Origin of the sequence: Streptomyces sp. NPDC002490, from assembly GCF_040296045.1 — a bacterium.
Taxonomy (GTDB): Bacteria; Actinomycetota; Actinomycetes; order Streptomycetales; family Streptomycetaceae; genus Streptomyces.
In genome coordinates, this window is the sequence record NZ_JBEOWM010000029.1 from 1 (window position 1) to 12299 (window position 12299).

A 12299-nucleotide genomic window follows, 5' to 3' on the forward strand; every position below is an offset into this window, starting at 1 on the left:
GCGGGACACGGGTGCGGGCCTTCCGGACGGGTGCGGGCAGGACGATCGGGCCGTCCGGTTCCGACCGGGCGGCGGCGGAACCGCCCGCCACCGGTCAACCGGGCTCCGATCATGGGATATGCTTCATTTCGTTGAGCCGGTCACCGGAACTCCCGGTAGCTGGACGCGCGTTGGTGGTCCAAGGAAAGGCGCCCCACTTCCTGTGGGGAGATGCAGGTGCAAGGCCTGCCCAGCGCTCCGACGAAGGGCCCGTTCCGATTCCCCGGAACGGGCCCTTCAGCATGGGCGAACCGAGCCGGAAGGGCGCCGGCAGACCGATGCCGGACCCTCCACCCCGGACCATGACACGGGACCACATGATCGACAGCTGCCCCCATCTGGCACAAGGTCCACTCAACTGATCGAATGGGACATCCAGTTGAGACCGACCCAAGGAGTTCACGGCATGGCTTCAGACGCCTCCGAACCGGCAGCCGACGGACGGGGGCAGCGGACCCTCGCGCTCCTGGACAAGGCGATCGAGGCCCAGAGTCCGCTGGTGCGCAAGAACATCGCCCGGGCCCGCCAACGCAACCCCGAGGCGACCCCGGAACAGGTGATCCGCAATCTGGAGCGGATGTACGTCAGCGCCTTGGCCGGGACGGGTGCCGCCGTCGGAGGAACCGCCGCCGCACCGGGCGTCGGCACGGGAGTCGCCCTGGCGCTGTCAGCGGGCGAGGCGTTCTCCTCCCTCGAACTCAGCGCGCTCTTCGCGCTCTCCATAGCCGAGGTCCACGGAATCCCCCTCCACGAGGTGGAGCGCCGTCGGACGATCGTGATGGGGGTCATGCTCGGTGGAACCGGCTCGACCACCATCACCAAGGTCGCCGAGCGCACCGGGCAGCACTGGGGGCGCCAGGTCGTCGCGAAGGTGCCCGCCGAGACGCTGCGTCAGATCAACAAGGTCCTGGGCCGGAACTTCATCACGAAGTACGGCACCAAGCAGGGGATCATCGTTCTGGGCCGAGTGGCACCGTTCGGCATCGGCGCGGTGATCGGCGGTGGCGCGAACGCCGCCGTTGCCGCCTTCACCGTGAAGGCGGCCCGCCGCGCCTTCGGCCCGCCCCCGGCGGCGTGGCACGGCTGAGCGGCGCACGGATCCACCCGCTCGCCACCGAGGACCAGCGCGGCGGGCCGCCCGGGCGACGGAAGGCCGGGATTCCCCTTCCGTCACCCGGGCCCGGCCCGCCCGGCGTCGGGGTCAGGCCCCGGCGGAACCCGAGGCGGTGTCCGCGCCCTCCCCGGCCCAGCCGCCGGGAGTGCGCCAGATGACGTCGACCCGGAAGACGTCACGGACCGTGTCCGCGGCCCACTCCTCGGCCGGCGGTTCGGAGAGCACGAGGTAGAGGCGGTCCGCCGGCGCGGGCAGGGTGTGGTTGATCTCCAGTAGGCGGGTCGCACCCGAGCGCAGGTCCGCGTAGGCCGAGCGACCCGCGCCCAGGGCCTCGTAGAGGAACAGGCCGTGCTCGGTGACGCAACTGACGTCGACGACGGACGAATCGGTCGGCTGGAGATCGGCCCAGAGGAGCGAGGACTTCAACGCGTGACGGATCGCCTCGTGCTTCTTGCAGGTGCGGTCCGCCGCGGCGGCCGCCTCCAGCGCCCCCAGCAGGCCCTTCCCCACCGTCGGCTCCGGCCTGGTGTCCACGTCGGTCGGCTGCACTTCTTCCTCCGGTTCGGGGTGCGACGGAACGAGCGGCGGGGCGTCAGCGCAGTCCGGTTCGGTCCCGGGGGCGAAGCGTGCCGCGAGTTCGCGCCGGGCCGCGGCAAGGGACTCGGCCCAGCCGGAGTCCGCCACCTCCGCCGCGAGTCGCCCCGGGTCCAGAGCGCCGTCCTTGAGGGCCCGGTTGGTGGTCGCGGCGAGGTCGCGCAGCACGCTCAGCGCCTCCCGGTCCGGGGAGCCGAACAGGTGCAGCACGTCGACCCAGTCCGCCTGGTCCCGTCGCAGGACGCGGTTGGCCATCCCCTGGAGTTCGGAGAGGCGACCGCGGGCGTCGGCAACCTCGCCGTCGCCCGCCACCAGTTCCCCGAGCACGTCCAGAGCCGCCAGGTAGCGCCCCGCCATCCGCTCCGAGACGGGCGACCGGCCCCGTTGGTCGGCGGTGAGCACCGTCTGGCTCGTCTCGTTGGCGAAGACCCAGCAGTCCAGTTGCTCGCCCCTCAACGGGGGGACCGATCCATGGCGAACGGTGAGGACGAGCGGCCGGTCGATCGGCGGGGACAGCGCCCGGACCTTGTGGCGACCGCCGGGGACCCGGGCCACGACCTCGACCCGGACGTCCGTGCCGATCCGGGGCAGCCGCCCCTCGCCGTCCTCCTCCCGGGCCTCGGCCGCCTTCGGCACCCCGGGCGCACCCCCGGAACCGAGGAGGACCGCCGGCAACGGGGCGGTGTGCAGCACGGTCAGGGTCTGGGTGCTGCGGGTGAGGGCGACGTACAACTGCCGCAGTCCGGCAGGACCCCGGTCGGCGATCGTGGCGGGCTCGACGACCAACACGTGGTCGTACTCCATGCCCTTGGCCTGCGCCGCCGCCAGCACGGACACGGCCTCCCGGTCCTGCCCGACGACCTCCTGCCCCTCGGCGATCCGTCGGCTGATGGCGTCCAGCCAGTCCGAATCGTCGGGGACGACGACGGCCACGGAGCGGGGAGTGCTCCCGTCGCTGGTGCGCACCAGTCGCGCCACCTGGGAGACGGTGTCGTCGAGCAGCTTCCACGGCTCGGTCGCCAGGGTCCGCACGGCGTCCGGTCCCGCCCCGCGGACGGCCCGCGGATAGGGCAGGGACGGGGCGATCGTCCGGGCCAGCGGGGCGACGAACTCCATGATCTCGGCGGGGACCCGGTAGCTGGTGTCGAGTTGGGCGACCCTCCAGTCGCCGTGGTCGGAGAGGAGGGCGCCGAGCAGGTCCCAACTCGTCGGCGTGTGGACCCCGGTCGCCTGCGCGAGGTCGCCCAGGACGGTCATGGAACCCCCCACGGCACAGCGCCGTCGCAGGGCGCGGGCCTGCATGGGCGTGAGGTCCTGGGCCTCGTCGACGACGATGTGCCCGTACCGCCTCGGGGCCTCTCCGCTGATGAGCACCTGGAGTTCTTCGAGGCAGACGCGGTCCTCCAGGGTCCACGGGTCGGCGTCGGCACTGGTCGCCCGGACGCGCGCCAGTGCTGCCCGTTCGTCCTCGTCGAGGACGCCCTCGGTGCAGCTCCGCAGCAGATCGGCCGAGTCGTAGAGGGTGCGCAGGGCTTCCCGGGGGCCCGGTGACGGCCAGACCCGCTCGACGAGGCGCTCGACCCTTCGGTTGCGTTCCAGGTCACGGCGGATCGTGCCGGTCTGGCTCCGGCGCGGGGCGACGTCGGCGAGTTCCCGCAGGAGCCGGTCGACGAGCAGGCCGCGGAAGCGCTCGCGGCGCTCCCGGAAGGAGCCTTCGCCGGTGTGCGCCCGGTCGAGGAGGGCGAGCACCTCGGACCTCGGCAGACGCAGGGTCGTACTGCCGGCGGTGACCACGACCGCGGGCTCGTCGCCCTCGAAGGCGGGGGCGACGGTGAGCGCGTCGAGGACCTCGGGGCGGTAGTCGCTCTCCACCCGACGCCGCAGGACGGCCGCCATGCGCTCGTCCGACTTCACCAGACGGGCCCGCGGCTCGTCGGTGCCGAGGACCTCGCCCTCCCATAACCGGTCCAGCTGGACGGCGTTGACGTCCCGGGTGCCGAGGGTGGGGAGGACCTGGCCGACGTAGTCGAGGAACCGCTGGTGCGGGCCGATGACGAGGATGTCCTGGGCCTTGAAGTGCTCGTTGTTGACGAGCCAGGTCACCCGGTGGAGGCCGACCGCCGACTTGCCGGTGCCCGGGCCGCCCTGCACGACGAGGATGTCCGACGGCGAGCCGGTGACCAGCTCCATCTGGTCGCGGCGGATGGTCTCGACGATGTCCCGCATCCGGCCGCCGCGCGACCGCTGGAGCTCCCGCAGCAGGAAGTCGTCCGGCTGGAGCACCTTCCGACGCCGCCGTCCTAGGACGTCGCCGGGGGTGGGAACCGGCGCCGCGCGCTCCGGGGCCGCCGCCTCCGCGGCCCGGTCGTCGGCGACCTGGCGGGGCTCGGGCACCGGTTCGGGTCCGGTGACGGTCTCGGGCGGAGCGGCGGACGCGGTCGGAGCGATCTCGTCGACGTAGTCCTCGACGACCTGCCGCACGCAGCGGAGCCGCCGCCGCAGGACCACGTCGCCCGCCGCCTCCGGCCTGGCCTCGATCCACTTCTTCGCGAGCGGGCTGGTCCACAGCACGACCACCGGTTCGCTCGCGCCGTCCCGTACGCCCCGGCGCCCGATGTACCAGGGCCGGGGCTCGCCGCCCGGGTCCTCCGGTGCGTCGACCCGGGCGAAGACCAGCGCCTCGTCACCGAGCCCGCCGTACGCCTCGGCACGGGCCTCCGTCCTGGCCCGGTTGGCGATGCCGTCCTTGCCGCTGGCGGAAGCGGTGGCCGCCGAGGTGCCGTTCAGCTCGGCGAGGCTCGTGGCGTAGCAGGCGTAGGCGTGGTCCACCGCCCGTTGCTCGGCGGCGAGGACCTGGTCCCGAGTGGTGGTGCTCATGTGCGTCCTCCCTGCGGTGCCAGGAGACACACCGCCACGGGCAGCTGCCCGTACCCCGCTGAAACAACTATCAGAAATCGGATGATGACGAACGGTCAATGGATCAGTTCTCGGACGAGTTCGTCGGCCTCAGTCCGCCAGACCTGTACCTGGTCGTACGTAGGACCGAGCTCGTACAGGTGGTAGTGGCACCCCAGACTCAGCTGGGACCAGAGAGCCTTCGCCCGTCGTGCCGTCTCCGCCGGCACGACGGAGTGCAGGAGGAGCAGCTTGGCGCGCCCCGTGGTGCGAGACAGCCCGGGCGTCGCGGCTTCCAGCACCCGGTCGACGCGGATCTCCAGCGCGGTCCGCAGCGCGAGGCAGGCACCGCGGTGCCTGCCGGCGGTGGTGGTGTCGGCGAGTTCGCCGTCGAGGAGGCGGTCGGCGGTCAGCAGCAGGCCTTCGACGGAAGCAGGCGCACGGGTGGTCATGCGGTCACCTCCGCCTTGCGGATCTTCTGCGCCAGGGCCTCGACGTCCGTGACGAAGCGGTGGGGGTCGGGGATCCGGGCCCCGTCGGGGTGAGCCCCCTTCTGGCACTGCTGGATCAGGGAGCACGCCGGGCTCCCGTAGCGAAGGCGCACCTCCTCCCTGACATCGCTACTGCGCTCCACGTCGCCGAACAGGGCGAACGCCGCGACCTCCTGGAACCTCTCCGCGCCGTCGATCGCGGCCTGGAGGTCGTGTTCCGATCCGCCGGTGCGATGGTGGCGGATCCAGGCGGCCTCCAGGAAAGCGTTCTCCAGGGCGATCCGGCACAGGCCGGGCAGCACGTGGCTGTACGTCTCGGAGGGAAGGCCCGGGGTGGCAGCGATGGCCCGGGCGTCGCCGATGGCCTGGGCGACCGGGTCGTCGACGCAGTCGACCTTCACCCGGGACCCCTCGCCACGCGTCACCTGAAAGACCGTGACCGGCAGCTCCTGGTCGGTGAACGCCTTCTGCAGACGGGGGTCGTGGGTGAAGACAACGACCTGCCGGTGCCTGCCGATCTCGTGCAGCACCTGGGCGAGTCCGTGCACCTTGGTCGGGTCCATGGACTGCACGGGGTCGTCGATGACGAGGAAGCCGAACGGGCTGTCCGTGGTCGTGGCCCTCGGCAGGAAGAGGGAGAGCGCAAGGGAGTGCAGCTCCCCCCGGCTCATGACGTCGAGCGCGGGGGCGTCCTGGCCGTCGACGGAGGCCGCCATGACGAGCCTGCGGACGTTCGCCTTCTCGCTCCCCTTCAGGCTCACGGCCGTAAGGTCGACGTTGCTCTCCTGCCGCAGGCGCTCCCAAATGGCCTGCGTGGCGTCGGTGAAGCGCTCCATGCGCTGCTCCCTCAGCTCGGTGGAGAGGTCCTTGAGCCACTTCACAGCCTTGCGGAGGTCGCTCGACAGGGACTTGTCCCGCTCGGTCTCGCGGGCCTTGTCCGCCCAGGCGGCGAGCCGGGTGACGAGCGCGCGCCACCGCTCGTCGCGCTCCTCCAGCTCTCGGGCCGCATGCCTCCTGACGGTCGCGCAGGCGTCGACGAGGACCGTGGCGGCTTCTTCGGCGCTCCGGGCGAGTTCGGCGGGGTCGGTGATCTGCCGGCAGTCGGTCCACGCCTTCCACGGGCCGGCCAGTGCAACGGGGATCCGCTGGGGGTTCTCGATGAGGTTGTGGAGGTTCCGCTTTCCGGTCCGGACGGCGGCGCGGGCGTCGTCGGCGGTCTTCGCCTCGTGGCGCAGCTCCGCGACCTGCCGGGAGGCGCGGTCGTACCACTCCCGTCCGAGGGCCCGTTCCGTTCCGCACGCGGGGCAAACGTCGTCGTCGGGGTGCCGGTCGGCGTGGGCGAGGGCCTTCTCCAGCAGATCGGCGCGCAGCCGGGCGTTCTCGGCGCCGGTGCCGTGAAGGTCCTCCACATCGGCCAGGGCGATCCGTAGCCGCTGAACGCCCTCCCCGACCTCCGCCAGGTCGGGCCCCTGCGCCCCGGCCTCGCCCTGGAGCTCGGCGAGCCGGCTGTCGTCGGCCGGGGGGAGCCCCGCGACGAGCGCGTCGATGGTGTCGAGGTCCAGGGCACCGGGGGTGTCCACGGCGAGCAGGGCCTGTACGGCACGGTCGTCGTCCTCGAGCGCGTAGAGGGCTTCCTTCAGGCCGGGCAGGGCTTCCCTCGTCTCCTTCGCGACGGCAGCGAGGGCCTTCTCCCGCGCGCTCAGCCGGTTGATCGCGGTGGAGAGCAGCTCCATGCCGAGGATGGTGGCGATCGCGTCGTACCGCTCGGACGGCTTGCCGGTGAGCATGAGGTCGAGGTCGGTGTAGGAGAGGAACGGCCGGTGGTCGGCGAGGGCCGCGTCCCAGCCGGCCTCGGCCACGGGGACGGCTGCATGACCCGGGCGCTTGAAGGTGGCCTCGGAGTCGGCGAACTCCCGGCTCGTCCAGGTGCGGGTGAGGGTGCTGTTGCCGGTGTCGCCCTCGATCGCGAGCTTGAGCTCCATCTTGGGGCTTTCGGCGTTGTGGAGGTTGTACCAGTGGCCGCCGCGCGTGGCGTCCTGGCCGGGCCGGTGGGCCCGGGCGCCGGTGAAGCCGACCTCGATGGCGTCGGCGAGGCTGGACTTGCCGGAGCCGTTGCGGCCCACGACGAGGTTGACGCCCGGGCGGGGGCTGAGGCTCAGCCGGGCACGAGGGCCGATGCCACGGAAGCCGTTGACGGCGACGGAGTCGAGGTAGACGCGCCCGGCCGGGGAGGTTCCACGGGTCTCGTCCTCGCCCAGCGCCTCCTTCAGGAGCGCCTTCACGGGCTCGGCGAGTGCCGCATCGCCCAGGCGGGTCCGCACCAGATCGGCCAGGGGCGGGGGCTGGTCGGCGGGGCTCGGCCGAGTGGGGTCGGTGGGTTCGTCCGCGTTCCGCTGGGACTGTTCCGTCACGGTCATGTGCTGTCTCCCGGGGGCCAGATGCTGGTTCGGAGGATGGGCGGACACCGGCACGCGGTCGGTGCGGATGGTGCCCCGGCGTTCGCGTGGGGGTGGTGGTGGGCGGCGTGGTCCCCCGTTGAGAGGGAGGGGACATGTGCGGTGGGTGGCGACTTCGGTGCGGAACGGATCCGGCGAGGGCGCGGCCCTGACGTGTCGCGTTGCGATGAGTAGGGACTGACGGAGATCGGATGCGTGACGCGGTACGGCGACAGGGCGCTCCACAGTTCGGTCGCGCAGTCAGCGTCACACTTCCACTCGGAACCGCGACCAAATAAGCATGACACTGAAAGCATTGTCAAACGGCTTGACGAATTTGACGACCGCTGTAATGTGTTAACCGTCCCCGTCCGACTGGCCCGAGAGGTGCGGAACCCCACGCCATGCCCCAGCCGCCACCAGCCCAACCGGCACCCTCAGCGCATGTGACAGCCGCCGAGATCTCCCGTATCGCAGGGGTCACGCGCGCCACCGTCAGCAACTGGCGCCGCCGCCACGACGACTTCCCGGCTCCCAGCGCAGGCACGGAAACCAGTCCGCTCTACGACCTGCCGGCCGTCCAGGCATGGCTGCGAGGACGCGGGCACACCTCCACCGCCTCACCGACCGAGGAACTGCGTACGGCGCTCCGGCTGCTGGGACCCGGCTCGGGAGTGGCCGCGCGACTGTTCCCGCTGGCGGCTGCCGCGTCCCGGCGCACACCGGAGGAGCTGACCGAACTCGCCGCCTTGCCCGACGACCAGTTGATCGCCCGAGCGGAGAAGACCGCGGGCGAGCTTCCGGCCGCCGTGCCCGAGGCCGAGCCGGTCCGCTACGGTCCGGACGACGCGGACGCGGTCCGCGCGCTGCTGGGTTGCGTCCGTGAGGCGGGGCCGCAGGCCGCCGTCGACGTCCTCGCCGAACGCGAACTGGACGAGGGCGCCGCCAGCGGCGTCTACCAGACCCCGGAGGGCCTGGCCCTCCTCATGGCACGGCTCCTGCCGGCCGACCCGTCCCGCGTCCTCGACCCCGCCTGCGGCAGCGGCACGCTCCTGGCTGCAGCCGCCCGGCAGGGCGCACGGGAGCTGTTTGGGCAGGACTCGCTCCCCGTCCAGGGCCGGCGCACCGCGGTCCGGCTTCTGCTGGCCGCACCCGAAGCCGAGACTGCGATCCGCGTCGGCGACAGCCTGCGCGACGACGCCTTCCCCGACGTCACCGTGGACGCGGTCCTGTGCAACCCACCGTTCGGTGACCGCGACTGGGGTCACGACGAGCTGGCCTACGACCCGAGATGGGCGTACGGACTTCCGCCGCGCTTCGAGTCCGAACTGGCCTGGGTACAGCACGCCCTCGCACACCTGGAGCCTGGCGGCCACGCGGTCATGCTGCTACCGCCAGCGCTCGCCTTCCGCTCCTCCGGCCGCCGCGTCCGCGCGGAACTCATCCGCGGCGGGGCCCTGCGCGCCGTCGTCTCCCTTCCGGCACGTGCCGCGTATCCGCTCCACATCGGTCTTCAGATCTGGGTGCTCCAACGTCCCGAGCCGGGCGGCACGGACCGTACGACAGTGCTGTTCGTCGACGGGGAAGGCGAGCAGCGGGAGGGCGCCCCGGGCACGGCGCCCGCGACCGACGCCGGCACGCCTGGCGGCTCACGCCCCCGCCGCTCCGGCTCTTCGTATTCCTCTTCCTCCGCAGCCGCCTTCGACTGGGCGGGGCTGACCGACCGGGTCCTCGGCCAGTGGACCGCGTTCACCGCCGCACCCGACACCTACGCCGACGAGCCCGGGGTCGCCCGCGCGGTGCCGCTCGTCGACCTCCTCGACGACGTCGTCGATGTCACCCCGGCCCGCCATGTCCGGGCGACCGCCGCCGACATCAATCCAGCCGCCCTGGCCCGCCGCGTTGACGACCTCCACAAGCAGCTGGCCAAGCAGGTCACCACGCTGGCAGCCTCCTCCGCCTCCGACGGGTGGCAGCCGTCCGGGGCCTCGGCCCGCGAGTGGCGTACGGCGACCGTCTCCGACCTGGCACGCGGCGGAGCCCTGACCATGCTGCGGGCGGCTGCGCCCGGCACCCGAGGCTCCAAGGGCTCCAGCGCCCCCGCCGGGGAGCAGCCGGTCCTCGCCTCCCGCGACATCGCGGCCGGAAACCCGCCGTCCGGCACGGCCGTCGACATCCACGCGGACGCCGCGCAACCCGTAGCCGCCGGGGACGTCCTCGTACGCGCCGTCGCGGGCGGCGGCGACGCCGCCCCGATGACCCGGGTGGCGGACGACCGGGACGCCGGAGCCCTGCTGGGTCAGCACATCCACCTCCTGCGCCCCGACCCCGCCCGCCTCGACCCGTGGTTCCTGGCCGGGTTCCTCGGCGCCGAGGACAACATCGCCTCCGCGTCGACCGGCAGCACCCACGTGCACGTCGCGCCGGGCCGCCTGCGCGTACCGCTGCTGCCCCTGGAGGAACAGCGACGCTACGGGGAGGCCTTCCGCCGCGTACACGAACTGCGCTCGGCCGCCCGCCGAACCGCCGACCTGGCCGCCGACACCGCGGCCACCCTGACCACCGGCCTGACCGCCGGGGTACTCCTGCCACCGGCCGGCCTGGGCACTCCGGGTAGCCGTTCTGTCTGAAACCCCCCACGCGTCCCACCGCACACGACCACACTGAATCCCAGCCGTCCCACGCCCGGACGGTGCTCTTTCGGAAGGAAGCCGGGACCTCTTGAACAGCAGCAAGCACACGGAGCTGGCGAACCACGCCTGGTCCGTCGCCGATCTCCTGCGCGGTGACTACCGACAGTCCGACTACGGCAAGGTCATTCTGCCGTTCACCGTGCTGCGCCGCCTGGAGTGCGTCCTGGAGCCGACACGCGAGAAGGTCGTCGAGACCGTCGACAGGTTCGCGGGCCAGGAGATCGACACCGACCACTTCCTGCGCAAGGCCTCGGGCCACTCCTTCTACAACAAGAGCGACCTCACGCTCAAGAAGATCGCGGCCGACCCGCAGAACGCGGCGAAGAACCTGCAGATCTACGTGGGCGCCTTCTCCGACAACGCCCGCGAGGTCCTCGACAAGTACGATTTCAACCAGCAGGTCAGGAAGCTCGACAGCGCGAACCTCCTCTACCAGGTCATCGGCAGGTTCAACGACCTCGATCTGCACCCGGATGTCGTGCCCAACCACAACATGGGCTACATCTTCGAGGAGCTGATCCGCCGCTTCGCCGAGCAGTCGAACGAGACCGCGGGTGAACACTTCACCCCGCGCGAAGTCATCAAGCTGATGGTCAACCTGCTGGTGGCGCCCGACGCGGACGCCCTCAGCCTGCCCGGTGTCGTCCGCACCGTCATGGACCCGGCTTGCGGCACCGGCGGCATGCTCAGCGCCGCCGACGACCACATCGACTCCCTCAACCCGGACGCGACGGTCGAGGTGTACGGGCAGGAGCTCAACCCCGAGTCCTGGGCGATCTGCCGGTCCGACCTCATGATCAAGGGCCAGGACCCGGAGAACATCCGCTTCGGCAACTCCTTCAACGACGACGGCCACGCCCGCCGCAAGTTCGACTACATCCTCGCCAACCCGCCGTTCGGCGTGGAGTGGAAGAAGGTCAAGGAGGACGTCGAGTACGAGCACCAGTCGCTCGGCGACGCCGGACGCTTCGGCGCGGGCCTGCCGCGCATCAACGACGGTTCGCTGCTCTTCCTCCAGCACATGATCTCGAAGATGAAGCCGGTGGACGTCAGCGGTGGGGGCGGCTCCCGCATCGCCGTCGTCTTCAACGGCTCCCCGCTCTTCACGGGCGCGGCTGACTCCGGCGAGTCCAAGATCCGCCGCTGGATCCTGGAGAACGACTGGCTGGAGGCGATCGTCGCCCTCCCGGACCAGCTCTTCTACAACACCGGTATCTCGACGTACTTCTGGATCCTCACCAACCGCAAGGACGCTGACCACAAGGGCAAGGTCGTCCTGCTCGACGCGCGCGACCAGTGGGTGAAGATGCGCAAGTCGCTCGGCGACAAGCGCAAGGAGCTCGGCGACGGGACGAACGGTCGCCCCGACCACATCGGCGACATCACCCGGCTGTACGCGGAGGCCGCCCAGGTCGCGAAGGACCCCGAGCACCCGCTGCACGGCAAGGTCAAGCTCTTCGCCAACGAGGACTTCGGCTACCAACGCATCACCGTCGAACGCCCGCTGAAACTGCGCTTCGAGGTGACGGAGGAGACCCTGGCCGCGCTGGCGGAGGCCAAGCCGGTGGCCAAGTTGGAGCGGACTGAGGAGTTCGTCGCGGCGGTCCGTACGCTGCTCGGCTCGTCCTGGACGACGAAGTCCGACGCGTTCATCGCGCTCAAGGACGCGGTGATCGCGACCGGCCTGGCGTGGCCCTCGGGAGCGCCGTTCACGAAGGCGGTACGGGAGACGATCGGGGTCCGAGACCCGGAGGGCGAGGTCCAGAAGGTCAAGGGCGCGGCTGAGCCGGACACTGACCTGCGCGACTATGAGAACGTCCCGCTGGGCGAAGACGTCGAGGACTACCTCAAACGCGAGGTGCTGCCGCACGTTCCGGACGCGTGGATCGACCACACGAAGACGAAGATCGGTTACGAGATCCCGTTCACGCGGCACTTCTACGTGTACAAGCCGCCCAGGCCGCTGGCGGAGATCGATGCGGAGTTGAAGTCACTGGAGGCAGAGATTCAGGCACTGTTGGGGGAGGTGACGGAGTGA

The 12299-nt window shown here is 71.5% G+C and carries 6 protein-coding genes; 3 read left to right on the forward strand and 3 right to left on the reverse strand.

The window, feature by feature from the left end; genetic code table 11:
• Positions 1-445 precede the first annotated feature (445 nt).
• Complete coding sequence (locus ABT092_RS19470) at positions 446-1126, forward strand: hypothetical protein (RefSeq protein WP_351245434.1); 681 nt, start codon at positions 446-448, stop codon at positions 1124-1126.
• Between the two features lie 114 nt (positions 1127-1240).
• On the opposite strand, the gene ABT092_RS19475 is transcribed toward ABT092_RS19470, so the two are convergent.
• From ABT092_RS19475 to ABT092_RS19485, 3 genes are all read right to left on the reverse strand, one after another.
• Positions 1241-4624, reverse strand: coding sequence for an AAA family ATPase (locus tag ABT092_RS19475; RefSeq protein WP_351245436.1), 3384 nt, complete (start codon positions 4622-4624; stop codon positions 1241-1243).
• 95 nt (positions 4625-4719) lie between these two features.
• Positions 4720-5094: an alpha/beta hydrolase gene (locus ABT092_RS19480; RefSeq protein WP_351245438.1), complete on the reverse strand. Its 375-nt coding sequence runs from the start codon at positions 5092-5094 to the stop codon at positions 4720-4722.
• On the reverse strand, positions 5091-7550 hold the full coding sequence (locus ABT092_RS19485; protein ID WP_351245440.1) for an AAA family ATPase: 2460 nt from the start codon (positions 7548-7550) through the stop codon (positions 5091-5093). Before ABT092_RS19485 ends, ABT092_RS19480 begins: the two co-directional genes overlap by 4 nt.
• A gap of 464 nt (positions 7551-8014) precedes the next feature.
• On the opposite strand from ABT092_RS19485, the gene ABT092_RS19490 reads away from it, so the two are divergent.
• Positions 8015-10198: an N-6 DNA methylase gene (locus tag ABT092_RS19490; RefSeq protein WP_351245442.1), complete on the forward strand. Its 2184-nt coding sequence runs from the start codon at positions 8015-8017 to the stop codon at positions 10196-10198.
• A 91-nt stretch (positions 10199-10289) separates the two neighbouring features.
• Positions 10290-12299 carry a type I restriction-modification system subunit M gene (locus tag ABT092_RS19495; protein WP_351245444.1) on the forward strand — a complete coding sequence of 670 codons (2010 nt, stop codon included), beginning with the start codon at positions 10290-10292 and terminating at the stop codon, positions 12297-12299.

Coding starts and splice junctions, on each gene's coding strand:
- ABT092_RS19470 (WP_351245434.1), top strand. CDS start 446: ATGGCTTCAGACGCCTCCGAACCGGCAGCCGACGGACGGGGGCAGCGG.
- ABT092_RS19475 (WP_351245436.1), bottom strand. CDS start 4,624: ATGAGCACCACCACTCGGGACCAGGTCCTCGCCGCCGAGCAACGGGCG.
- ABT092_RS19480 (WP_351245438.1), bottom strand. CDS start 5,094: ATGACCACCCGTGCGCCTGCTTCCGTCGAAGGCCTGCTGCTGACCGCC.
- ABT092_RS19485 (WP_351245440.1), bottom strand. CDS start 7,550: ATGACCGTGACGGAACAGTCCCAGCGGAACGCGGACGAACCCACCGAC.